The organism is Pseudoalteromonas sp. HM-SA03, from assembly GCF_002289345.1.
In the GTDB taxonomy this organism is placed as follows: Bacteria; Pseudomonadota; Gammaproteobacteria; order Enterobacterales; family Alteromonadaceae; genus Pseudoalteromonas.
The window spans coordinates 1-25,155 of record NZ_NSDG01000020.1 but is presented as its reverse complement, the minus strand read 5'-3'; the positions used below and the strand labels follow the sequence as shown (position 1 = coordinate 25,155).

At 44.0% G+C, this 25,155-nt stretch carries 20 protein-coding genes; 11 read left to right on the top strand and 9 right to left on the bottom strand.

Going from position 1 to position 25,155, the window contains the following annotated elements; translation table 11 throughout:
- The 5 genes from CKO50_RS03680 to add all read left to right on the top strand — a co-directional run.
- A partial coding sequence (locus CKO50_RS03680) for a DUF2914 domain-containing protein (RefSeq protein ID WP_217989644.1) occupies positions 1 to 485 on the top strand: 485 nt, incomplete at its 5' end.
- 103 nt (positions 486 to 588) lie between these two features.
- A complete protein-coding gene (hemC, locus tag CKO50_RS03675; RefSeq protein ID WP_095727058.1) occupies positions 589 to 1,527 on the top strand; it encodes a hydroxymethylbilane synthase in 939 nt (312 codons plus the stop codon).
- Positions 1,528 to 3,345 (top strand): uroporphyrinogen-III C-methyltransferase, encoded by a 1,818-nt coding sequence (locus CKO50_RS03670; protein ID WP_095727057.1) that lies wholly within the window; start codon positions 1,528 to 1,530, stop codon positions 3,343 to 3,345. It abuts the gene before it with no gap.
- Positions 3,342 to 4,445, top strand: coding sequence for a heme biosynthesis HemY N-terminal domain-containing protein (locus CKO50_RS03665; RefSeq protein WP_095727056.1), 1,104 nt, complete (start codon positions 3,342 to 3,344; stop codon positions 4,443 to 4,445). Before CKO50_RS03670 ends, CKO50_RS03665 begins: the two co-directional genes overlap by 4 nt.
- A 132-nt stretch (positions 4,446 to 4,577) precedes the next feature.
- Positions 4,578 to 5,573, top strand: coding sequence for an adenosine deaminase (add, locus tag CKO50_RS03660; RefSeq protein ID WP_095727055.1), 996 nt, complete (start codon positions 4,578 to 4,580; stop codon positions 5,571 to 5,573).
- A gap of 20 nt (positions 5,574 to 5,593) precedes the next feature.
- Here the strand turns inward: add and CKO50_RS03655 are convergent, their stop codons facing one another.
- The 3 genes from CKO50_RS03655 to ubiD all read right to left on the bottom strand — a co-directional run bounded on the left by CKO50_RS03655 (position 5,594) and on the right by ubiD (position 8,667).
- Complete coding sequence (locus CKO50_RS03655; protein WP_095727098.1) at positions 5,594 to 6,001, bottom strand: CBS domain-containing protein; 408 nt, start codon at positions 5,999 to 6,001, stop codon at positions 5,594 to 5,596.
- A gap of 402 nt (positions 6,002 to 6,403) precedes the next feature.
- Positions 6,404 to 7,117: an NAD(P)H-flavin reductase gene (gene fre, locus CKO50_RS03650; RefSeq protein WP_095727054.1), complete on the bottom strand. Its 714-nt coding sequence runs from the start codon at positions 7,115 to 7,117 to the stop codon at positions 6,404 to 6,406.
- Between the two features lie 77 nt (positions 7,118 to 7,194).
- Positions 7,195 to 8,667, bottom strand: coding sequence for a 4-hydroxy-3-polyprenylbenzoate decarboxylase (gene ubiD, locus CKO50_RS03645; protein ID WP_095727053.1), 1,473 nt, complete (start codon positions 8,665 to 8,667; stop codon positions 7,195 to 7,197).
- Between the two features lie 315 nt (positions 8,668 to 8,982).
- Between ubiD and CKO50_RS24440 the strand changes: the two genes are divergently transcribed.
- Positions 8,983 to 9,675 carry a PAS domain S-box protein gene (locus tag CKO50_RS24440; protein ID WP_255229420.1) on the top strand — a complete coding sequence of 231 codons (693 nt, stop codon included), beginning with the start codon at positions 8,983 to 8,985 and terminating at the stop codon, positions 9,673 to 9,675.
- A 56-nt stretch (positions 9,676 to 9,731) separates the two neighbouring features.
- Positions 9,732 to 11,594: a bifunctional diguanylate cyclase/phosphodiesterase gene (locus tag CKO50_RS03640; protein WP_255229419.1), complete on the top strand. Its 1,863-nt coding sequence runs from the start codon at positions 9,732 to 9,734 to the stop codon at positions 11,592 to 11,594.
- On the opposite strand, the gene CKO50_RS03635 is transcribed toward CKO50_RS03640, so the two are convergent.
- Both CKO50_RS03635 and CKO50_RS03630 read right to left on the bottom strand, forming a co-directional pair.
- Positions 11,591 to 12,361 (bottom strand): tetratricopeptide repeat protein, encoded by a 771-nt coding sequence (locus tag CKO50_RS03635; RefSeq protein WP_095727052.1) that lies wholly within the window; start codon positions 12,359 to 12,361, stop codon positions 11,591 to 11,593. The genes CKO50_RS03640 and CKO50_RS03635 overlap by 4 nt on opposite strands.
- A gap of 89 nt (positions 12,362 to 12,450) precedes the next feature.
- Positions 12,451 to 13,845: a M20/M25/M40 family metallo-hydrolase gene (locus CKO50_RS03630; RefSeq protein ID WP_095727051.1), complete on the bottom strand. Its 1,395-nt coding sequence runs from the start codon at positions 13,843 to 13,845 to the stop codon at positions 12,451 to 12,453.
- Positions 13,846 to 14,035: 190 nt separating this feature from the next.
- On the opposite strand from CKO50_RS03630, the gene dbpA reads away from it, so the two are divergent.
- Positions 14,036 to 15,418 (top strand): ATP-dependent RNA helicase DbpA, encoded by a 1,383-nt coding sequence (gene dbpA / locus CKO50_RS03625; protein ID WP_095727050.1) that lies wholly within the window; start codon positions 14,036 to 14,038, stop codon positions 15,416 to 15,418.
- On the opposite strand, the gene CKO50_RS03620 is transcribed toward dbpA, so the two are convergent.
- On the bottom strand, positions 15,407 to 15,991 hold the full coding sequence (locus tag CKO50_RS03620; RefSeq protein WP_095727049.1) for a DNA-J related domain-containing protein: 585 nt from the start codon (positions 15,989 to 15,991) through the stop codon (positions 15,407 to 15,409). The genes dbpA and CKO50_RS03620 overlap by 12 nt on opposite strands.
- Before the next feature lie 71 nt (positions 15,992 to 16,062).
- On the opposite strand from CKO50_RS03620, the gene CKO50_RS03615 reads away from it, so the two are divergent.
- On the top strand, positions 16,063 to 18,897 hold the full coding sequence (locus CKO50_RS03615; RefSeq protein ID WP_095727048.1) for a response regulator: 2,835 nt from the start codon (positions 16,063 to 16,065) through the stop codon (positions 18,895 to 18,897).
- On the opposite strand, the gene CKO50_RS03610 is transcribed toward CKO50_RS03615, so the two are convergent.
- The 3 genes from CKO50_RS03610 to trxA form a co-directional block, all read right to left on the bottom strand.
- The gene (locus CKO50_RS03610) at positions 18,894 to 20,156 is read right to left on the bottom strand and encodes a methyl-accepting chemotaxis protein (RefSeq protein ID WP_095727047.1); all 1,263 of its coding nucleotides are present in this window, start codon (positions 20,154 to 20,156) and stop codon (positions 18,894 to 18,896) included. The two genes, CKO50_RS03615 and CKO50_RS03610, sit on opposite strands and share 4 nt — an antisense overlap.
- Positions 20,157 to 20,293: 137 nt before the next feature.
- Positions 20,294 to 21,553: a transcription termination factor Rho gene (gene rho / locus CKO50_RS03605; protein ID WP_010604247.1), complete on the bottom strand. Its 1,260-nt coding sequence runs from the start codon at positions 21,551 to 21,553 to the stop codon at positions 20,294 to 20,296.
- A gap of 205 nt (positions 21,554 to 21,758) precedes the next feature.
- Positions 21,759 to 22,085: a thioredoxin TrxA gene (gene trxA / locus CKO50_RS03595; protein WP_010378172.1), complete on the bottom strand. Its 327-nt coding sequence runs from the start codon at positions 22,083 to 22,085 to the stop codon at positions 21,759 to 21,761.
- A 91-nt stretch (positions 22,086 to 22,176) separates the two neighbouring features.
- Between trxA and rhlB the strand changes: the two genes are divergently transcribed.
- Positions 22,177 to 23,457: an ATP-dependent RNA helicase RhlB gene (rhlB, locus tag CKO50_RS03590; protein ID WP_095727045.1), complete on the top strand. Its 1,281-nt coding sequence runs from the start codon at positions 22,177 to 22,179 to the stop codon at positions 23,455 to 23,457.
- A 52-nt stretch (positions 23,458 to 23,509) separates the two neighbouring features.
- Positions 23,510 to 25,018, top strand: a complete 1,509-nt coding sequence (gene gppA, locus CKO50_RS03585) for a guanosine-5'-triphosphate,3'-diphosphate diphosphatase (protein ID WP_095727044.1) — start codon at positions 23,510 to 23,512, stop codon at positions 25,016 to 25,018.
- Positions 25,019 to 25,155: the final 137 nt, after the last annotated feature.

The following is a 25,155-nucleotide window of genomic DNA, read 5'->3' as shown; positions in this document are numbered from 1 at the left end:
AAACAGAAACAGAAACAGAAACAGAAACAGAAACAGAAACAGAAACAGAAACAGAAACAGAAACAGAAACAAGGGCTGAAGCTAAAAATCAATTTGATGCTGAAGCGCGCATAGCCAGTGTCGCGCTAGGGGCAAAAATAGACACGCAATTTATAAGCCGCGCTGTACTCACTACTCTGATTGACGACCGGGAACCAACGAACGTGTTGAAAGACGTGATTGCGACCACTCAGTTTAGTGACAAGCTTTACTTTTTTACTGAAGTACACGCGCTTAAAGATCAAGTGGTGTCGCATTTGTGGTTTCATCAAGACGAGCTGATGGCAGAAGTGGAGCTTCCTATCCAAGCTGCGCGCTATCGTACTTATTCAAGTAAGAACGTCATGCCAAGTCAAACCGGAGATTGGCGTGTTGAGGTGGTGACGCAGTCTGGGCAACTGCTTGCCCAAAAGACGTTCCGCATTGTGGATAATAGTCAGCAATAATCTTACTCGCAGTATTGTGTATGGCAGCACGAGACCGACTGCCATCACCACATAGTTAACTCTTTGCAGCGGCAATAACGCTGCAATAAATGAAAGGCAAATCATGACAGAACAAGTTTCCATATTACGTATTGCAACGCGCAAAAGTGCTTTGGCGCTATGGCAAGCCGAATTTGTGAAGGCAGAGCTTGAAAAACACCATGCGAATCTAAAAGTAGAGCTCGTGCCGATGTCGACGAAAGGCGACAAGATCTTAGATACGCCACTGGCAAAAATTGGCGGTAAAGGGTTGTTCGTTAAAGAGCTTGAGCAGGCCATGTTAGAAGGGCGCGCAGATATTGCAGTGCATTCAATGAAAGATGTACCTGTTGATTTCCCTGAAGGGCTTGAGCTGCATACTATTTGCGAACGTGAAGACCCAAGAGACGCGTTTGTGTCTAATACTTATACCTCACTTGCAGAGCTGCCTGAAGGCGCTGTGGTTGGCACCTCAAGCCTGCGTCGCCAATGTCAAATTCGAGCGGCTCGTCCGGACTTAATCATTAAAGACTTACGTGGTAATGTGAATACTCGCCTAGCCAAGCTAGATGCAGGGGAATTTGATGCCATTATTTTGGCCGCGGCGGGACTTATCCGTTTAGAAATGGTGGATAGAATCGCAAGTTATATTGAACCTGAAGATTCATTACCGGCCAATGGTCAAGGCGCTGTCGGCATTGAATGTCGTAGCGATGATGCTCAAACCAAAGCATTCCTCGCACCACTGGAGCACACTGATACACGTATTCGTGTACTTGCCGAGCGGGCAATGAACCGCCGTTTGGAAGGAGGATGTCAGGTTCCAATCGGTGCTTACGCCGAAGTCTCGGGCGATCAGGTGCACTTGCGCGGCTTAGTGGGGGCTGTCAATGGCAGTGAAATCTTGCGCGGCGAATGCTCTGGTACGGTTGCAGAGGCTGAGCAACTTGGAATTCAATTGGCAGAATCCTTACTTGCGCAAGGTGCAGATAAAATTCTTGCTGAGGTTTATAGGGACGCTTAAATGAAAGTTGTGCTAACTCGACCCGTTGGCAAATCAGAGCCTTTATCTGAGTTACTGACACAGCAGCAAATTAGCTCAGTGATTTGCCCAGTATTGCAGCTTAACGAAGTGGCAGTGAGTGACACCGCCAAAGCAATGATAAGCGAAGCCGAGTTAGCTCTTTTTGTCTCGCCGGATGCGGTGCGATACTTTCACCAATTAGAAGTGCCATTAGCCGGGCATTGCGGAGCTTTTGCTGTTGGCGAAGGCACGGCCGATGCTATCCAGCAGACCCTAAATATCAAGGCTAAATATCCTAAACAACCTGATTCCGAAGGCTTGCTTGCACTCCCGCAGCTGTCCTCTGTTGAGGGCAAGCGTGTGTTGTTGGTCAAAGGGAAAGGTGGGCGCCCCGTCATTGCACAAACCTTAAAAGCGCGGGGGGCCATCCTTGACAGTCTGGTGGTTTATGAACGAATTGCCGTAAAAGACAATGCAGATGGCTGGTTAGACCACTGGCGAAGCCAGCAGATTGAAGGTATAGTCATTACCAGTAATAGTGCAGCGGATGCGATTTTTAATACGCAGTCGTCAGCAAGTAAAGATTGGTTGGCTCAGCGCACTTTCTTTGTTGTGAGCCAACGTATTGCTGAGCATGTACAGCAATCCTATAACATCGAACAGTCTCAAATTGTGGTATGTCATGGCCCTGATAATCGTGCCATCGCAGGGAGTATCATCGACTATACCAAGCAGCAAGGGCGCAAAATGACTCAGTCTGAATCGCAAACAAAGAATACAAATACCCAGCAAGCTGCAAAAGCAGCAGAGCAAACCGTAACGCCACATCACGCGAAGGTTGGTGTGAGTAAGGTTGCGCTCCTTGCATTATTAGTGGCACTGGGTAGTGGTGCTGGTGCTGGCTATGTTTATTTGCAACAGCAACAACAGTTGCAACAAGCATTGCTAGCTAACCAAGCGATTAACGCTGAAAATCAGCTATTAAACACGCAGCTGAGTAGCGCTAAGTCGCAACTTCAACGAGTAGAAAATGTGCTTGATTCGCTACAAGACAATGTCGCAAAGCGATTGGCTGAGCAACAACAACATGTGGAAACCCAGCTAACGCAGACGCTTGCCAAGGCGCAGCAGCAAGTAAGCGGTGCAGTGGCCTCTGAGGCATTGTATTTACAGCGCCTTGCTGCATTTAAGGTGGCGGCAGAGCAAGATTATCTTGGCGCAATCGCTATTCTGCAGCGCTTGCAAGAGAGCTTAGAGTCTGAGTCCAACACGGCTGCTGTTAAGCAGGCGATTGCTAAAGATATTGCGGCTTTGAAGGCCTTGCCTCAGCCACAAACGGAGTCACTTTACTTTGAGCTTCATGGTTTATTGTCTCAAGTTGATACGCTAACGATCAAAACCAAGCAAATTCCGCAAAAGGCAGCGAGTGAAGATGCTGCGTTGTCGCAACAGGTTGATGATTGGCAAGCGAACTTAAAGCGCTCTTGGCAGGGATTGGTTGATGACTTTATTACCATACGTCACCATGATGAAGTGGTGATAGACCCACTGCTAGATAAAAACGAGCAGCTGCTTATACGCACGCAGCTGCGTGCTTATTTAACCCAAGCACAAACCGCATTAATGGATCAACAGGCGAGCATTTACTTCAGTGCGCTTGATAGTGCAGCCGACACGTTGGCGCGTTATTTTGATACGCAACACGCGCCTGTGAACGCGATGCAGCAGGCTTTAAACAAGCTGAGCCGCAGTGAAGTTCAGCGCCAAGAGTCGATTGAACTTGCCACCCCAGCAGCAGTAAAAGGGTGGCTAAAATGATGGCAAAAATCATCACCTTCGCGCTTATTTTTATCGCGCTAGCCGCCAGTCATTTGCTCATTGATGAGAGAGGCTATGTGTTGATCTCTTTCAATCAAACCACGATTGAAGGCAGCATAGTGTCTTTCACTATCTTGCTGTTGCTTGCCATCACAGCTTTCGTGTTGTTGGGTAAGGTAGTGCGTTGGTCGTGGCATCGCATAGTCAATACGAAAGGTCATTTTTCCAGAAAGCGTAAACTAAAAGCGCAACAAGCATGGAACGAAAGTTTGTGGCTATTTATTAACGGCGAAGTGGAACAAGCCGCAACCTTGTTGACGAAAATGCCGCAGCCGGATGAACGCCAAGACTATGTACGTGCCATCGCAGCCAAAGCGGCGTTAAAGCAAGGAGACGTTGTCAAAGCGAATACAGAGCTAGAAGCAATATCGGATGACAACCAAGGACAGCTTGCGGCACTATGGCTAGAGGCAAATAATAGTGAACAGGCGTTGGCTTTACTTGATGATAAAATGTCTGCGGCTAAACCAACTTCAGCGGTGCTTAGCGGTTACATTTTAGCTTGCCTACAGGCTAAGCAACCCGAGCTGGCTGCTGCACAAATCGTGAAGTGGCATAAAAAGCTTAACTGGAGTGATACACAGTGGCAGAGTGTGTTCGAGCGCATGTTTGTGATAGCCCCAGAGCAAGCAGACACTTTGTTCAATATGCTACCTAAGGCAGTAAAAGCGCATGCAATACCAGCCCTTAATAAGGTAAAGCTGCAACAGGGGCGCATAGCGGAAGTGTTGGGTGAGCTCAAGAAGCTGCTCAAACAAGGTCAGTATCACCAGTTAGCGGACTATCTGCAACACAGCACGCAAAGTAGTAATGAACTCAAGTTAGCACTGCAGCAGCAATTGAAAAAACATCCAGATGACAAGGAGTTGCTGTTCTCATTAGCTTGCCTTTGCAATGCTGAGGGGGATTATGAGCTTGCAGCGAAGATCTTTGATTCCTTAAGCGCAAACCCTTGGGAAGCGCGCTGGAGTAAGCAAGCTCAGCTCGCCTACGAAAAAATGCATACCTACGAGAAAGCGTATTTAATCGCAAAATCGTAACGAAAAGCCTGTGCAGCAATGTGCAGGCTTTTTTGCATTAAAGTTAGCTATACTCAATTCTGACATATGTCCTTGCTATCTTGGTTTAGGTGCGTATGATCCCAAAAATTTTAACTGCAAATCGAGTCTCTTATGATCAATAACACACTTCCACTATTAGATTTACATCGCCACTTAGATGGTAACGTTCGTGCTACAACGATTTTAGAACTTGGCCAGCAGTTTAATATGGATTTACCGGCAATGGATCTTGAAGGTCTACGCCCATATGTTCAAGTGTTGGACAATGCACCCAATTTAATGGCGTTTCTTGAAAAACTAGATTGGGGTGTAAAGGTACTAGGTGACTACGATGCTTGTCGCCGCATTGCGATTGAAAATGTTGCTGACGCAGTGGCACAAGGTATTGATTACACTGAGCTAAGGTTTAGCCCTTACTACATGGCAAAAACCCATAATCTACACCCGCAGGGTGTTGTTGAAGCCGTAGTTGACGGTGTACAAAGTGCAGTCAAGGGTCAAGACATTAAAGTTAACCTGATCGGGATTATGTCACGCACATTTGGTGTTGAGAAATGCCAATATGAGCTAGACGCGCTACTTGCCTTTAAAGAGCAGTTGGTTGCGATTGACCTCGCGGGTGACGAGCTGGGCTTCCCAGGCGAGCTGTTTATTGAACATTATAAGCAGGTTCACGATGCTTACCTTGGTGTGACGGTACATGCTGGCGAAGCTGAGGGCGCGGTAAGTATCTGGCAAGCCATTAAAGAACTTGGTGCAACACGTATCGGTCACGGAGTTAAAGCAATCCATGACCCAGCTCTGATGGACTATTTACGTGATAATCGTATCGGGATCGAGTCTTGCCTAACCAGTAATATCCAAACAAGTACTGTCGAAAGTTTAACCACGCATCCATTGAAAGCATTTTTAGATCATGGTGTATTGGCAACCATCAATACCGATGACCCTGCGGTTCAAGGTATCGAGTTGGACAACGAGTATAGCCATGCAGCTGCGGCGGCAGGTTTAGATTTGAGTGATATCCATAAAGCGCAGCGCAATGCGGTTGAGATTGCCTTTTTAAGCGAAGCTGATAAAAAAGCGTTGCTTGCAAAGAAAGTGTAGGTTGAAATTGCTGTGTGGGATCACCCCGCACAGCTAAGATAACTCTCTTTTAGCGCCGCAACGACTTGGCTGCGTGTCACAATTCCAATCACTTTGCCTTCATTGAGTACGGGATAAACCTTAGGACTGTTTTGCTGCATACGTTGTGCAAGGTCGACAACGGTTGTTGCAGCTTCGATACTGAGGGCTGGCGTTGCCAGTAAATCTCTCAGCTGTACTTTACCATCACAAAAGTAGCTGGAATTAAGCAAAGGCTTGAGTAGCAGTTGCTCTGAGATAAATCCAACAAGATGACGCTGTGCATCTATCACTGGCGCACCAATTAAATGATGCTTTTGTAGCAAACTAATCGCGTCGGTTAGTTCGGTCTCGGCGGTTAACTGTGGGAAATCGGGTGACATGATGTCACGAACATAGAGTTTACTCATCATATTTCTCGCGGTGTTTGTGTGTAATATGAGAGTAGCGGGTGAGACTGCTTTGGTAAAATGGATTGTTTTGATTGGTTCGTTCTGTTTTTCCAATGTGTGACTAAACACCTGCCACACATTAGATAAATTGCTATTAAATAACTTGTCTTAAGTTACTTAACCTGAGGTTTGGATAAGGAATGTTCCAACTCATTGTTTCTAAAGCACAACTTAGTTTTTTCCTTGTCTAGCCAGAGAGTTTTAGGGAAAACACCGCTTCCGCGTCCTGCTCTCGCTAAGGTACCTACATCCTGTAGGCAAGGAGAATTTACGCACCAATAGCTGGCTATTGGAAGTGAATTCAACGCAGTTAGCGCTAAAACTGGCTGCTAGAAAGGCATTAATTATCCGCAGCTCAGGTTACTTAATAAACGCAAAAGCGTCGGCGTACATAAAGTCGCGCTCAGCACCATGATTGATAAAGTCATCACGCACAATGCCAATCATGTCAAAGCGGCCTGCCATATAAATGCTGTACGGCTCTAAAGAAACGATATCTTTCATCACAGCCTGATGAACGAAACCACGATGGCCTTGCCATGCTTCACTGGCATTTTCTACCACAGGAATAAACTGAAAGTGTTTATTTGAGGCAGCCCAAGCTTCCATCTCCGCTTTTGCATATAGCGCAGATTCTTCTTTTACACCCCAATAAAATAAAACAGGTTGGTCGTAACCTGTTTCAGCCAAGTGATCGGCCATAGATTTGACATAAGAAAACCCAGTGCCGCCGGCAAGTAGAACTAGTGGACGCGCTTGATCAACACGGATCTGAGATACGCCAAGGCCAACTTCTAATGTAACGGTTTGCTTTGTATCAAAAGCGTTACGTAGGTGATCTAGTGATTGCATGGCATAAGAGTCTGCGCCAGAAGCACCGATATGTAACTCTAACTGCTCTGTTTTTGAAGGGCTGCTGGCAATCGAGAAAGCACGTTTGTCTTTTTCACCAAGTACCAATTGCAGATACTGGCCGGCTTCGAATTGCACCGCTTCTTCAGGTTTTAATATAACTTTGTGAACAAATTCCGTAAGAGGTGTAATTGAGACAACCTCTGCTGCTAATACTTGCATGTGTTACCTTTATTAAGCACGTGGCTAAAGTCTGTGCACTCTAGCATAGCTGAGTGCACAATGTTAGATGATATATGTCATTTGATGGTGATCCCTAGGGTATCCCAAATTTCGTCAACGCGTTGTTTAACCTCGGGATCCATAACGATAGGCTCGCCCCATTCACGGTCGGTCTCACCCGGCCACTTGTTGGTTGCGTCCATACCCATTTTAGAACCAAGTCCGGACACAGGGGAAGCAAAATCGAGATAATCAATAGGCGTGCTTTCAACTAAGGTGGTGTCTCTTGCGGGATCCATACGTGTTGTTATCGCCCAAATCACATCATTCCAGTCGCGAGCATTTACATCATCATCACAAACAATGACAAACTTGGTGTACATAAATTGTCTAAGGAAAGACCATACGCCCATCATCACGCGTTTAGCATGACCCGGATACTGCTTTTTCATGGTGACGACCGCCATGCGGTATGAGCAGCCTTCTGGTGGAAGGTAAAAATCGACGATTTCCGGAAATTGCTTTTGTAAAATCGGCACGAATACTTCGTTGAGCGCAACACCAAGAATAGCTGGCTCATCAGGCGGGCGGCCCGTATAAGTGCTGTGATAAATAGGATCTTTGCGATGCGTCATATGAGTGACAGTCATTACAGGGAAGTCGTCAACTTCATTGTAGTAGCCGGTGTGATCGCCATACGGGCCTTCTGGCGCGAGCTCGCCCGGTTGAATATATCCTTCTAAGACGATTTCGGCACTCGCAGGTACTTGCAGCTCGTTAGAAATAGATTTAACGACCTGCGTCTTACTACCTCGTAGTAGACCAGCAAATGCATATTCGCTCAAGGTATCTGGAACCGGAGTTACCGCTCCTAAAATCGTCGCCGGATCAGCGCCAAGTGCAACAGATACCGGATACGGCTCGCCCGGATGCTCTTTGCACCACTCCTGAAAATCAAGCGCGCCGCCACGATGTGATAGCCAGCGCATAATAATTTTGTTTTTACCCAACAGCTGCTGACGATAAATTCCTAAGTTCTGACGCTTTTTATAAGGACCTTTGGTTACCGTTAACCCCCACGTGATTAAAGGTGCGGCATCACCTGGCCAGCAATGTTGAATAGGTAGTTTAGTGAGATCAATCTCATCACCGCTCAATACGACTTCTTGGCATGGGGCTTTTTTCACTTCTTTGGCTGGCATATTCAATACTTGTTTGAAGACCGGTAGCTGGCCAATGGCTTCTTTAATTCCCTTCGGTGGATCGGGTTCTTTTAAAAAAGCGAGTAACTTGCCGACTTCTCTTAGTTCACTGACATCGCTTTGTCCCATCCCCATTGCGACGCGCTTTGGTGTGCCAAATAGGTTAGCCAGTACCGGAATGTCATATCCAACAGGGTTTTCAAATAGGATAGCGGGTCCACCTGCTCGCAGTGTTCGGTCTGCAATTTCAGTCATTTCTAGTTTGGTGGAAATGGGCTGCTTGACGCGAACAAGTTCTCCTTGCTTTTCAAGCTGGGCTATAAAATCTCGTAAGTCTTGGTATTTCATCGGCGCACTATGAGTTGAGTTTGGCCTAGTATATCAACTAGGCATATTTTTCCTAGCTGTACGGATGGGATGGTGAAAAGGTTTAGTTACCTGCTTTTGCGTCTACACTATTGCGAAATAGACTACACTTTCAGAACTTATCGGCTTGTCAGTACGCCAGAGCAGGTGTATAAATTGTTGTAAAAAGATGTGTGTGTTGGGTTGTTTTGATATGAAACAAGCAAAATCGACTTTCGATGTAGCTCACATACCCTTTGCGCTATAGTCGCCGCGGTTGCATAAAACGATATCCTGAGGGGTCTGAGTTTGAAGTTGATGTCAAAATTGCTCGGGGGGCTGCTGTTGCTGTTTTGTATTTCAGCACCAGCTAACGAGTTACCATATTATACTTTTTCTAATCATAGCGCGGTGATGTTGATCATCGAGCCCACGTCTGGAAAAATTTTGGATGCCAATAAGGCAGCTGCCGCATTTTATGGTTATAGCGAGGCGGTACTAGAATCAAAAGTCATTCAAGATATCAACTTATTTACCACTGAGCAGGTTGCCAACGAGCGTCAAGCAGCGCTAAATGAAGGCCGTAATTATTTTATCTTCCAACATCAAATCGCAGACGGTAGTGTGAAAACAGTAAGTGTTCACTCGACACCATTTGAAGATAGCGATGGCAAGCCTAGGTTACTTTCTATCATTCAAGATATGAGTGAGCAGCGTAAGCTACAGCAAGATCTTTGGCATTATCAAGCCAATCTTGAACAACAGGTCATGCTGCAGACTGAAAAAATCAAGCAAGCCAATATGGTACAGGTCATTTTGTTAACTGCGGTAATTGCTGTGCTTATTCTATCTATGGCGGTATTGATGACCGTTTTGGTAAGGCTTAGGCGCTCCAATCAGCGAGCACAAGACCAAGGTGCGAAACTTAGTGCCATTTTTGATAGTATTAAAGCATATCTGGTGTTTACGGATGAAACTCATCACATTGAAGCCGCAATGGTTCAGTATTAAAGGATTTTGATAGTTTAGAAGCGTTAAAATCAAAATCTATTTATACCTTATTTGATGTGCTTGATAGTGAAAAGCTGCTAACGGAAGGCACGCTTGAGTGCCAACTTGATGCGCGTTTTGGCTATCGCAACGTTCGGGTTTCTTGTGCCCCAGTAGTAAGCGAAACGCAAGCAAAGCTTGGTTTTATCTATGTTATTCAGGATATTACGGAAGAGCTTGAGAACGAAAGAGAACAGCGCTTGGCAAGTACGGTATTTGCGACAACCACTGAAGGCGTGTTGGTCTCCGACAAACACAATCAAATCCAAATGGTAAATCGTGCATTTAGCGAAATTACAGGCTTTGGCATGGATGAAGTGATTGGGGAAACGCCAGCAATCCTGAATTCTGGACGTCACGATGAGCGCTTTTTCAACGCGTTATATGGTGACTTGGTTAACAGAGGTCATTGGGAAGGAGAGATTTGGAACAAGCGCAAAAATGGTGAAATTTATCCGAGTTGGCTGCAGGTATCCGCAGTATTTAATGAAGCTCGGGAAATTGATATGTATGTAGCCCTATTCAGCGATATTACCTCGAGAAAACGTAATGAACAGTTGATGTGGCAGCAAGCTAACTTTGATAGTTTGACGGGTCTTGCAAACCGCCATCATTATCACGTTAAATTTGATTTAGCGTTAAAACGAGCAGCTCAGCTAGAAGAGCGCTTTGCAATTTGTTTTATCGATCTTGACCGCTTTAAAGCAGTGAATGACACGCTTGGGCACCATATTGGTGACCTGCTACTCAAAGAAGCAGCAAACCGTATTAATGAGTGCGTGCGCAGCTCTGATACCGTTGCAAGATTAGGTGGGGATGAATTTGCGTTATTGCTACAAGATATAAGTTCTATCAGCGATTTAGAGCTGGTTGCGACGAAAGTTTTACGTGCGTTAGCCAACCCCTTTCATTTGGAAGGGCACGAAGCTTATGTATCCGGTAGTATGGGGATCACGCTTTACCCAGATGACGGCACCGATCGAAAAATCTTGCTACGTAACGCCGACAGTGCAATGTATAAAGCCAAGGAACATGGTCGCGACTGTTTTCAATTCTATACTTCAGCGATGCATCAACATGCCAAAGCGCGTAGCGTGTTAGAAAGTGCTTTGCATAAAGCACTTTCTAATCGAGAATTATCACTGGTGTACCAGCCTATTTTTTCACAGCTTGGCAGCGGCGACCTCGTTGGCTGCGAGGTGTTGTTAAGATGGAAAAGTGAGTTGCTAGGTCATGTCTCCCCAGAGCAGTTTATTCCTGTTTGCGAGGAACTAGGGCTTATCTTACCCATTGGAGAGTGGGTACTGTATCACGCTTGTTCTCAAATTAAAGCCTGGCAAGACAACTACGGTAGGCCCTTATTTATTGCAGTTAATGTTTCTAGTATTCAGTTTAAACGCCAAGATATGGTCGAGCTGGTAAGAAAAGTACTTAGAGATACCAAACTGGAAGCAAAATATCTGACATTGGAAATCACAGAATCGGTATTGGTTGAAAACTCAGACAAAATATTGTCACAATTAAAAGCATTAAGAGAAATGGGCGTGGAACTGGCGATTGACGACTTTGGTACTGGATATTCGTCGTTGAGTTACCTCAAACGCTTCCCGTTGTCTAAATTGAAAATTGATAGAACTTTTATTCGTGATTTACCTGAAGATGAAGAAGATAAAGCGCTCGTCAGTGCGATTATTTTGATGGCGCATAAATTGAATTTAAGGGTCATTGCGGAAGGGGTTGAAACCCCGGCACAATGCATGTTTTTAAAGAATTTACTGTGTGATATGACACAAGGCTATTTCCATTCTAAACCGGTGGCACAGCAAGAGTTTGAAGCAAATGTTCTAACCATGCAGTATCACAAGCAAAGTCATAGTTAACATGGATGATCTTGGCATAACTTAGTCAGGGCTGTTTGTGCTTTATGATTACCTTGCTCTGCGGCAAGTTTAAGCCAGTGGATCGCTTTTTTGATATCTTTTGCACCGCCTTCACCGTCGCGAAGCATTGTCCCATAGTTATATTGTGCCCAAGGGTTGCCGGTTTTAGCTGCCGCTGCAAATCCCGTTTTTGCTTCTTCAAAGTTTCCTTGGCTGTAAGCGTGAATTGCTTCTTGGTTCTGTGCAGAGATCTTAGGTCCATTATATAGTGGCTTCGGCTTTTTAAATCTTTGTCTAACAACGCCGCCAAGTACATGGATCCCTACGGGCCTGTATACGGAGACTATGGTTTCATCGTCAAGTAAGCCTAATAGATTGTTTTTTTCTAGCGTCAGCCTTTGTGGCTTAAAATAATGATCGGTCATTAGCATGCTGACACGGATATCTCGGGTGATGTTACGCATTGTTCGATAAGTGTAGGCACTTTCCTTCACTTCAATGTTGTCATCTGTCAGCTCAGTAATTTGTAATATCTGATAAGCAGGATCATAAACTTGCCCAGTGTTTTTGCCAGCGTCAAAAATAATCAGGTCATCGATTTGTGGGGATGCTAAGTATGTTTGATAACTAGCGATTTGTTGTTGATGTTGGTTATAAAAGTAAAGTGCAATAGTGACCACAATCAGTGCCGACACGGCAATTTTATATTTACTGATAAAATTGAATATTGTGTCGTAAAAGGAAAAAAATACGCTTTTGATTTCCATATACTATTAGTTCGTTAGGTGTGGGTATGTCTAAGGTAGGCAACTTGAGTGTAGGGGACAAGTGTACTTGTCCCCATAAGTGTAAGATTTTATTTCCCTGCCATCTTCGTTTTGGCATCGGCTGCCATTAAGGCAAATACAGCGTATGCCGCGGTATTTTGCTTTAATTTTGCCGGATCGACTTTATCAAGCGTGTCATCAGCTGTGTGGTGATAATCAAAATAATCCGTGCCATCTTGGTGTAAAGCGAAGATTGGTGCTGATGTGGCATTTTTCAGCGGAATTAAGTCAGGACCACCATGTGCGCTATTCTTGCCAATATAAGTAACGCCAAGTGGCGCCAATTGCTTTGCAATCTCACGCACAACCGGTAAGGAAGCGGCATTTACGTTTGATTCAAATGCATACACTACATCTGCACCAAAATCGGACTCGGATGCGGCTACGATGCGGTCTAATTCTGCCTGATGCTTTTTAAAATAAGCTTTTGCTCCCCAAAGACCGAGTTCTTCTGCTGCAAATAGGACTACGCGGACACTACGTTTAGGGCGTTTTATATCGGCAATGTGCTTTGCTGCTGCCATCGTTAATGCAACACCAGCGCCATCATCGAGTGCACCAGTACCCAGATCCCAAGAGTCTAAGTGACCACCAATCAAGACATATTGCTCTGGAAATTCGGTGCCCGTGAATTCACCGATGACGTTATAACTGGTTCCTTCACCTAAGTCCTCGGTTTGAATATTTAGCGCGACTTTAACGGCATGACCTGAGTTGATAAGGCGTGCTAGCTGATCCGCATCTGGGTTCGCAACTGCAGTGGACGGGATTTTTGTCACGCCCGCTTTATAGTGACTGCCGCCGGTGTGCGCGAAGCGGTGGTGGCTGGTGCTGACTGAGCGCATCATATAAGCGATAGCGCCTTTTTTAGCCGCTTCTACGGCGCCGCTATTACGAGCTCTTACTGCTGGACCATAGCCGTTACCATCAATATCTCGGTTCATGCGGTAATTAATAAAAGCTATTTTACCTTTTAAGCTATTGTCTGGCGCGGCAATCAGCTCATCGAGGGTCTCAAACAACACGACTTCGCCACTTAAGCCATCTTTTGGTGTACTGACACTGTTACCGAGCGCAGTAAGGTGCAGTGGTTGTTCGCTCGGTATCAGTATTTTTGCAGACTCATGGTAGCGGCGCCATTCAGGAAAGGTCGCTTCCTCAAGCCAGACTTTGTCAAAGCCTAATTGCTCAAGTTGTTTCTTTGCCCAAGCTACCGCTTTTTTATCATTTTCGGTACCTGGTAAGCGTGGGCCTACTTCTGTGGTGAGGGATTCTAGTAGTTGCCAGCTTAGGTTGCTGTGGCTTGCGGCTTCTCTAACTTGTTTAACTTGTTCTAGTTGTTGTGTAGTAAATTCTTCGGCTTGCAGTGCTGTACTCAAACCTGCGCTTAATAAACCAAATGCCAATAGTGATTTAAACTTCATGATAATCCTTGGTAAAAATGGAGTTACCGAGCGATTAAAGCATAAATTGTGATGTAAGTCCGTGTATTGCGATGAGGAAAATTCATCCACAATCTAGGGCGCTTTATCTTGGAATAATAGGGTAAAGCGGTTAGCGAATTTACACATTTGGTATAAAATACGCGATTAAGATAGCGAATAGGAAAGCACTGTGTCGATCACTTCATTTTCTCAATTACCTCTAAACCAAGCGCTTGCTCAGCGCCTTGTAGATCTTAACTACATGGTGCCAACGGCAGTACAATCTGTGAGTTTAGCGCCGGCGCTGACTGGACGAGATTTAGTCGTGAAAGGGAAAACCGGATCTGGTAAAACACTGGTGTTTTCGCTTGCGCTGCTAAATAAGTTGCAGCCCGAGTGCAATGATGTTCAAGCTTTGGTGTTATGTCCAACGAGAGAATTGGCTGATCAAGTCGCACAAGAGATCAGAAAAGTTGCGGCTTTAATTGGTAATGTCAAAGTGCAAACACTCTGCGGAGGAGTGCCAATTGAACCTCAAACTCGAGCGTTACAACACGGTGCGCATATAGTTGTTGGTACACCTGGTCGGGTTGAAGAGCATGTTTTTAATGGCTCACTCATGCTGACTGAAACGCAGACTGTGGTATTCGACGAAGCCGATCAGATGTTGGATATGGGCTTTACTGAAACGCTAGAAAGCATTCTAGTGTATGTTCCTGAAGTTCGACAAACACTAATGTTTAGTGCGACTTACCCAGACAAGATCATGAAACTGGCGAAGCAATATATGCGTGAGCCAGAGTTTGTTGAAGCGAAAGAAGAACAAGCACACCACAGCATTAAGCAAACCTTTTATAAATTAGACAACAATAAAATGCGCTTTAATGCACTGAGAGTGCTGTTAATGCAGCACCAGCCGCAAAGCTGTATCGTTTTTTGTAATACCAAGGCTGAGACTAAGCGACTATTCGAAGAATTATGTCAAACCGGACTTGCTTGTGTCGAGTTACATGGCGATTTAGATCAAGGTGAACGTGAGTGGTCATTGCTCACTTTTGCCAATAAGAGTGCCAATATCTTAGTTGCCACTGACGTTGCTGCTCGAGGACTCGATGTTGAGGAAGTCGAGCTTGTGGTTAACTATCATTTGGCGCTTGAGCCACAGACACATATTCATCGTGTTGGTCGGACGGGTCGGGGTGAACACAAAGGTATCTCTGTATCTCTTTATGGAGAAAAAGAAGCCTTCAAAATAAAGCAGTTAGCGGAAATATATGGTCAAGAACTAAAACATGGCACGCTGCCAGGTCATTCACTGCTCGAAAAACCAGCCTATAAGTCGAATATGGTGACCCTCATGATTGAAGGTGGGAAGCAACAAAAGCTTCGCAAAGGAGATATCGTTGGCAGCTTGACTGGTGAAGAGGGCATTAGCTTTAAACAAATTGGTAAAATCAATATATATGATGTGCAAACATTCGTGGCTGTAAAACGCGAGGCAGTAAAGCCTGCACTACGTAAGCTGAACAATAGCAAAATTAAAAATAAGCGCTATAAAGCCCTACGAGCTTAAGGCCTGCTTAAGTATCTCATACTCATTCATTAAGCGTTTGAAAGTCTCCTCATCACCTGACTTGTCTGGGTGGTGAGTCAGCGCTTGTTTTCTCCAACATTGGCTTAACATCCTGCGATCATAACCGCTAGGTAGTCGCCAGCGTGTTTTAATCGCGTTTAATTCGTCAGGCTTGATATCAATTCGCTGGCGAGCGCCATTGAATGCAAAGCGCTGCCAAAAGTTATCCAACATAGCACTCACTTCTTCACTACTGGTTTCGTAATGCTGCCAGTCCAAATAGTAACTTCTGAGTGGATCATCTAATGCTAATTGGTGCCCACCTAATTGGGGTGACAGATAAATATTGAGCGCTTCAACATGCAGGTATTGGCCTTCAGCGAATACTTCTTGCTGAAGTTGATACAAGGCATTCATGATCAGGAAGTTACGCTTGAAGAGATTTTTATTTTCATCTTCATCAAGGCGAGGTAGTTGCTGCTGTTCCAACAGTACAGTGGCAATGGTGTGTACTTTCAAGGATTGATTCTGACAAATTAGTCTAAAAATAACATCTGTTAGCGGATTGAACATTGTCGCCTCTTTAGTCTTGGTGTATCTTCACACTACCACGCAGACTAAATGATAAGCAATGGAGAGCAACAATGAATTTATCTAGGCTACTAAAGCCCTGGTCTGTGTTTGCCTGTAGTCTGTGTTTCTCCTGCTGTTTTCAAGTTAACGCTACGCTAAATGGTAGTACCCTTGCTGAGCGGATCTCAGAGGTGGAACAAATCACCAATTGGCAGCAACAAAAAATACTGGGCACTGAGTTGCTCACGGAGCAAAACCTAGGAAAGACAAGAAAAATAGAGCTTTTGCTTAGCCTAGGTAAGTCGGCTTATAAACAAAATCAATTCAAAGATGCACTCGTTTTTCTCAATCAGTTAGAGTTGATAACGCAATCAGACAGACTGAGTGACAACCATTTTACAGCGGTGAAGGTTCAAGGGATCTGCTACTTTTACCTTGGTCATTATCAACAGGCAATTGAGTTTTACTCACGGGCATTAGCGTTAGCTGAGCAACGTAATGTCCCCATTGAAATGGCTAATTTACATAGTAATTTAGGGTTAGCGTATTTTAATAGCTTCACACTTGACTTGGCATTGCATAATTATTTAAAAGCAGATGAGCTTTACCAAGAGTTTGGCGATACTCAAGATCATGCCGATATTTTACTGAATATATCGGGCGTTTATATTCGTCAAGGTGTCTATGACAAAGCGGAAGAAATGCTCCATGAGGCCCTAAACGCATTCGTCGAGTTAAACGATGAATATGGTGTTGCGCTAGCTCAGGCAGATCTTGGTGTGCTATACACTGAGACTAAACGCCCCGCGCTTGCCAAAGCGTCATACCAAGCAGCAATTGCTTATTATGAAGCGCAGAATGACGTCCGCCACTTGTCATTTGAATATGGCAATCTTGCTTTACTGAGCTATTCACAAAACCAATTAGAACTAGCCGAAAAAGAAGCAAACTTTGCGCTCTATTATGCCGAAAAGGCTCAGAATCCTGCTAACCTCATGGAAGCTCAGTTCACCTTAGCACAAATCTTCTTTGCTCAAGGGCGATTGACAGAAGCCCTGACTAATGCAGAACAAAGTTTAGCGGCCAGTCGAGTTATGCATGAGCAAAAAAGAGAGCGTATGGCACTTCGTTTGTTAGCGCTGATTGAGGCCGCACAAGGAAATATTAAGCGCGCTAGAGATTATGACTCACAAAATTTGGAAGCGCAAAACCGCTTGATGAATGATGACATGCTGAAACGGATTAATGACTATCGTGCTAAGTATGAGGCTAGTGAGCTTTCTCGAGAAGTCGAAGTGCTCAAGCAAGAACAAAAATTACAGTTACTGAAAGAGGAACAGCGCAGCCAATTACAATTGTTGGGTGTTATCATCGCGTTATTAACCTTACTGACAACTTTCGCACTCTATCGACGTAAGATTGAGCAAAGAGCAAAACTAGAGTTAAGCCAAAAAGTAGCGTTGAGAACATCTGAGCTTCAGCAAAAAGCGGATGAGTTAAAAGCGGCTAATCAAGTGAAAAGTCAATTTCTGGCAAACATGAGTCATGAAATCAGAACGCCACTTACTACGGTGCTGGGACATGCAGAAGACTTGTTGGTCGAACAAGATTTAAATGCTCAGGCACAAGCATCGGTCAGAACTATTTATAATCAAGGGTTGCATTTACGCGATCTCGTCAATGATATTTTGGATTTAAGTCGAATCGAAGCCGAGCGATTAGAGCTAGAAGCAACTGAATTTTCGGTAAGCAGCTTACTTGCTGACTTATGTGACATGTTTCAACAGAATATACAGAGTAAGCAATTAGAGTTTATCGTCTGTGATCAGGTAAGGGCTAATGCTTATGTACGTTTGGATTACATTCGAGTAAAACAAATACTGATAAACTTGTTAAGTAATGCTCTAAAGTTTACTGAAAAAGGCCGTATCGAATTGGAGGTATCTGAAACGCACCATGGTTTACAGTTTGTGGTGAAGGACACCGGTATTGGTATGACTGAGCAGCAAATAGGTCGAATTTTTGATAATTTCCAACAAGCTGACAACAGTATAACAAGGCGCTTTGGTGGTTCTGGGCTGGGGTTAAGTTTGTCGAGTCAGCTTGCTCACATGATGAATGGTGAAATCAAAGTTCAAAGTGTTGTCGATCATGGTAGTGTGTTCTCCTTCAGTGTACCTTGTACCGTTTACCTCAATACGGCCATTGCCGAAATTCAAGAGCCGCAATCTAAGCAACCTTTACTCTCGGGTACGGTGCTGGTTGTGGAAGATCACCCAGAGAATCGGCAGCTATTCTCTCGCATGATTGAGCGAACGGGGGCGACGGTTATTGTAGCCGAAAATGGTGCTCGAGCGGTTGAACAGTGCCTTAGTGACTTTCCTGATTTGGTGCTTATGGACATTCAAATGCCAAGAATGGATGGAGTTGAGGCACTTCGGATAATTCGCTCAGCGGGATACTCTGGTCCAATATACGCGTTAACCGCTAATGTGCTAATGGAAGAAGTAAAATCATATATTGACTCAGGATTCAATGGTCACATTGGCAAGCCGATTAATAAAAATGAATTATTAGCTGTATTGAATGCACACTTAAACTTTGAGTCTGATGGCAAAGCGTATGAACTTAATATTGATTTATCGGATTTGCGAGATAGTTTCGCAAGCACTTTTGAGCAAGAGCGCTACTTGCTGATTGACGCATGGCAAAACAAAGACCTGATCACACTTCAGACTATTTGCCATAAACTGGCAGGGGCAGCATCTATGTTTGAATTTCCAGAGCTCGCAAGCATAGCAATAGAGTTTGAGAAAGCATTAAAGCAAGGAGGCGAAGATCAATTTCAATCTCTGTTTTTAGCAATGTGTGATCAGCTAAAATCTCAAGAATCATTAGCCTTCTAAAATAGCTCTATGTCGTCGAAATCACCCACCTTTAGATTATCAGGTTGCTCATCATCACTGATAGATACCCGGGAGCTGTCTTTTCTGGTATTGAGTTCAGGCGTGTAATCTGAAATCTTAAACATGGATAACTTTGCATGAATACTTTGCGATAGTGCGATGAGGTCACGATTGGAGACGGCCTGTATTCTTGTACTTGAAAGGGCATCTGAATTCAGGTGTACCATGGACTCTATACTTTCTTGAGCTGCGTCAGAGGCTTGCTTCTGCTCCCCAACTTGTTGATGAATATCATGAGACATTTTGTTGATAAAAAGCATCGCGTTTTCGATTTCATCCACTTCTTTTGTAGAAGCTTCGCTTAATTTTACCGTGTTATCTGTTTCCTTTAGTGCCGTTTGCATCAGTGCATGAACAGAATCTGTACCGGATTGTATCTTTCTAATGACTTGGCTTACTTCCTTGGTAGATTGACTCGTTCGTGCTGCCAGATTACGCACTTCGTCAGCAACGACGGCAAAACCTCGTCCTAACTCGCCCGCTCGTGCGGCCTCTATTGCGGCATTCAGTGCAAGTAAGTTGGTTTGCTCTGCAATACCATTAATGACTTCAAGCACAGAACTAATTTCATTGCTGTCGGTTTTGAGTAATTCTATTTGTTCACTGGTTTTTTTGATGTTATCTGCAAGTGTTAGCAGGCTTTCTTGGCTTTTATCTGTGTCTAATCGGGTCTGTTTCACTGCCGTTGTAGCATTCTCTACAGACGTGTAGATCTGCTCTAAGCTAGTATCTAAACGTGCGGAAATCTCTAACATAGATTGTATCGAGGTAGCTAAGTATTCACCATGAGTGTGCTGCAGTGTTGCTTTTTGTGTCATGGATGCATAGGTATCTCTTAAACTATCCGCCATTGGGTGAAGTCGAGAAGAAGAGGCGTATACTTCACTAATTATATGTTCTATAACGGCGAAGCAATCATTCATTAGTAGGCAGGGCTTAGGAATATTTTTATCTTGTTCGTTAAAACGATATGTTAGGTCGACACCATTGTCACTGATAAAATTACGGACCAAATGTTCCATGTGTTTTTCAGCGGAAGAAGCTTTTTTAAAACATAAGGATTGCAATAATGCTCCCAGTGTTAATGCGCTAACGGCAACAGCCATTTTTGCTGTATCTGAAGAAATAAAGGTAATTGCAAGTGCTACAGAAGCCAGATTAAACAGTGTGACTGCGACAATAATACGACTCGGCTTCATTCTAAGTCCCTTGGTTCATTATACAAATACGGTTTAAATTCACTAGATAGGTATAGAACAAAAACAGGCAGTTGGCGAACCTGAAAAGCAAAAAGCCAGCATAAGCTGGCTTTTCAAAAATTAGACTTAGAGTCTACTTACTTACGACGCATTGAGTCGAAAAACTCATCGTTTGTTTTGCTCATGGAAAGCTTATCAATAAGGAATTCCATGGCATCGATCTCACTCATTTCATGCACAATCTTACGCAAGATCCACATCTTTTGAAGCTCATCAGTCTTCGTTAGTAGTTCTTCACGACGAGTACCAGAGCGGTTGAAGTCGATAGCTGGGAATACACGTTTTTCCGCAATCTTACGGTTTAGGTGTAGTTCCATGTTACCCGTACCTTTAAACTCTTCGTAGATAACTTCATCCATCTTAGAGCCGGTATCGATAAGTGCCGTTGCGATGATGGTTAAGCTTCCGCCTTCCTCAACATTACGCGCAGCACCAAAGAAGCGCTTAGGTTTGTGAAGTGCATTGGCATCAACACCACCAGTTAATACTTTACCTGAGGAAGGAATAACCGTGTTGTATGCTCGCGCAAGACGTGTGATTGAGTCAAGTAGAATAATAACATCCTTCTTATGCTCAACTAAGCGTTTTGCTTTTTCGATTACCATTTCTGCTACTTGAACGTGGCGGTTGGCAGGTTCATCAAACGTAGAGGCAATAACTTCACCTTGAACAAGGCGTTGCATCTCAGTTACTTCTTCCGGACGTTCATCGATTAGTAGTACCATCAATGTTGCATCTGGGTTGTTGTATGTGATGGACTGAGCAATGTTTTGAAGCAACATTGTCTTACCCGCTTTTGGTGGTGCAACGATAAGTGCACGCTGACCTTTACCAATTGGAGAAGCAAGGTCTAATACTCGAGCGGTAATATCTTCTGTACTACCGTTACCGCGTTCCATTACCATACGCTCATTAGCATGAATAGGCGTTAGGTTTTCGAATAGGATTTTGGTACGAGAGTTTTCAGGCTTATCGAAGTTAACTTCATTAACTTTCAATAATGCAAAGTATCTTTCGCCATCTTTTGGTGGTCTGATTAAACCACTGATGGTATCACCGGTACGCAGGCTGAAACGTCTAATCTGGCTCGGAGAAACATAAATATCATCAGGACCAGCTAGGTAAGATGCTTCTGAAGAACGTAAAAAGCCGAAGCCATCTTGTAAAATTTCTAAAACACCGCCGCCGTATATATTTTCGCCGCTTTTCGCGTGCGCTTTCAAAATAGCAAAGATAATATCTTGTTTTCTTAAACGAGCTACGTTTTCAAGTCCCATGGACTCAGCAAGTTTTACAAGTTCATTGATTGACTTGTCTTTTAATTCGCGTAAATGCATATTGGTGGGTTCTTTATTACAGTTGTCATTCTCGTTGGTTTCACGAGAGAGGTTGATTTGATAAAGCTTAAAGGTTTGTGGCTTTATAAGTTAGCAGCTAGGCGTCAGGTCGTCCAGTGTTTATACAAATTTTATTCTATTAAAAATGATATAGATCAGGTCTACAACTGCGGCAGTGATGCCGCAGAGTATGTAACAGCCTGAATTACAGGTTGTTTTCTAGGAACTCAACAAGTTGAGTCTTAGATAGAGCACCAACTTTGGTTGCGGCTACTGCACCATCTTTAAACAGTAATAGTGTTGGAATACCACGGATACCGTACTTAGGTGGAGTTCCTGCGTTTTGGTCAATATTCAGTTTGCCGATCGCTACGCGGTCACCGTGTGATTCTGCAACTTCATCAAGGATAGGCGCAATCATCTTACAAGGGCCACACCATTCTGCCCAGAAATCTACTAGTACAGGCTTGTCAGATTTGATTACGTCAGCTTCAAAGCTGTCATCAGTTAGTTGGATAATTTTGTCGCTCATTACGCTCTCCGTTAGAATTAGGCGAAATATTTAATGCGTATTTAAACACTCTTGTTTCTTATTGCAAGTTTAAACGTTATGCTTTATTGCTATGACTAAGACACATTTGACCAATAAAACATTCAACGACTTTGCTTTAGCACCGGAAGTGGTCGCCGGTTTACGGGAAAATGGCTTCGAATTTTGTACGCCAATCCAAGCAAAGTGTATACCTTACATCTGTGAAGGCCGCGATATCGCGGGCCAGGCACAAACTGGTACGGGCAAAACTCTTGCGTTTTTGACCGCGACCTGTCATCGCCTATTGCAGACTAAAAAGGATAAAAAAACGCAACCTCGTGCAATTATTATGGCACCGACTCGAGAGTTGGCTATCCAAATACATAAGGACGCGCAAGTCATTGCGCCACGTTGTGATCTTAAGCTTGCCCTTGTATATGGTGGCGAAGATTACGAAAAACAACGGGCTCAACTGGAAAAAGGCGCGGATATACTAATCGGAACGACTGGGCGTTTAATCGATTTTTATAAGCAGGGTGCTTATAACCTCAATGATATCGAAGTGGTTGTGCTAGATGAAGCAGACCGAATGTTTGATTTAGGTTTTATCAAAGACATTCGTTATTTGTTCAATCGTATGCCAGGTCGTGAAGAGCGATTAAATCTATTATTCTCTGCAACGCTGTCATACAGAGTGCAAGAGCTAGCATTCGAACACATGACCAATCCTATTCATGTACAAATCGAGCCGGATGTTAAAACGGGCAAACGTATTCAAGAAGAGCTATTTCACCCGTCAACAGAGGACAAAATACCTTTACTGCTGACTTTGATTGAGGAAGAGTGGCCAGAGAAGGCAATCATTTTTGCTAATACCAAGCACAGCTGCGAAAACGTATATGCGTGGCTGAAGGCAGATGGTCACCGTGCAGGCTTGCTTACTGGAGACGTGAATCAAAAGAAACGCCAGTCAATTTTAGCGCAGTTTACGCGTGGCGATGTTGATTTACTGGTTGCGACTGATGTTGCTGCACGTGGTTTACATATTCCTGAAGTAAGTCATGTGTTCAACTTTGACTTGCCGGATGACAGAGAAGACTACGTTCACCGCATTGGTCGTACAGGTCGAGCGGGTGCATCTGGACATGCGATTAGTTTCGCGTGCGAGCAATACGCCTATAATTTACATGAGATAGAGGAATACATAGAGCATGCAATTCCTGTTTCTCATTATGATAAAACAGCACTATTAACTGACTTGCGTGCGCCTCAAGTAAATAAACGTCGTCATTCAGGCCATGGTAATAGTGGTAACAAGCAACGTGGTGGTGGTCGCCGAACAGGTGGCTATAGAAAACCACAATCCAAGTAAACTTGGATAGTAAAGTAGTAAGCGCTTAAAGCGATTTGTTGAGGTTTAAAAAGTGGCAAAGACTGCTTCGAAGGAAGATATTTACGCTGTAATAGACTTAGGTTCTAACAGCTTTCATATGTTGATAGCGAAACATATGGCAGGCGGTATTCACACAATCGGCCGTGTGAAAAGGAAGGTGCGGCTGGCATCTGGGCTTAATGACCAAAATGAATTGTCGCTTGAGGCGATGCAAAGAGGATGGGAATGCCTTGCATTGTTTGCTGAGCGCTTACAAGATATTCCCAAGCAAAACGTCAGTATTGTCGCGACGGCGACATTGCGTTTGGCTATTAACGCTCACACATTTATCGAAAAAGCGGAACAGATCCTTAATCATCAGGTAAATGTGATCAGTGGAGAAGTGGAAGCTAAAACGATTTACAAAGGTGTCGCTCACACATCTGCCTGTCAAGGTAAGCAACTTGTTATTGATATCGGTGGTGCGAGTACCGAAGTCGTGATCGGAAAAGGCTTTGATGCCTTACTATATAAAAGCTTAAATATGGGCTGTGTGACTTATCTCGATAGATATTTCAGCGACGGCCTATTAAGTCTCGAAAACTTTGACGCTGCAGAGCAAGCTGCGAAGCAGGTAATACAGCCTATTCAAGCCAAATATAAAAAGCTTGGCTGGGAGTTAGCCATTGGTGCGTCAGGTACTGTGCAAGCCATTCAGGAAATTTTCGCTGCACTGGGCGAGAATGAACAACTGACGCTAAACAAGTTGGAAGAAGTAAAACTTAAAGCAATTGAATGTGAAACAGTGGCTGCGTTAACTTTACCTGGGTTAATTGAAGAACGCCGCTTGGTCTTTGTATCGGGCCTTGCAATTTTGATTGCACTATTCAAGTCATTGGATATTCAATCTATGGGTCTTGCCGGTGGTGCACTTCGTGAGGGTGTACTTTATAGTATGATCCCTGATTTTCAGGCTGTTGATATCTGTCAGCGCACATTGGATGGTTTCACTCAGCGTTATCATGTTGATACCGAGCAGGCGCTGCGAGTATACGAAGTGGTGTCTGATATTATTGCCCAAGTGTCATCAAGCTGGAGTTTGGATGAACAAGCGAGTCTTCACTTGGCAAAGGCAATCGCATCTCTTCATGAAATAGGCTTGCTGATCGACTATAAACAGTACCATAGACACAGCGGTTATATATTGGCGAATACTTCAATGCCTGGATATAGCAAAGCGCAAAAAGATATTATCGTTGCTATCGTTAAAAATCACAGAGCCGACCTTGTTGCCAAAGATTTTGATCGATTAGGTTGTCACTTTGAGTACGCTAAGCTGTTGTGCGTCGTAGTTCGACTTGGTGTTTTGCTATCTATGCGTAGAAAAGATGATGTTCTACCTAAAGTAACAGTTCAAGCCAACAATGAAGAGAAAAAGTCCCTGACTATGCAAATGCCCGATCCTTGGCTATCTCTTCATCCGTTGATGTTAGCGGAGCTCGTTCAAGAAGCCGCTTATCAATCAAAATTCGGTTGGGAATTAAAAATAGAGCGCGTTTAGCGCTCTTTTTGTTTGTAAAACATGCAAAAATAACCGTCTTAGGGTGATTTCTATCCAAACGATCTGTTTTTCGCAATTTTCTTTAAAAAAAGGGTTGCACTAAAATCGGATCGCCCTATAATGCGACCCCACTGACA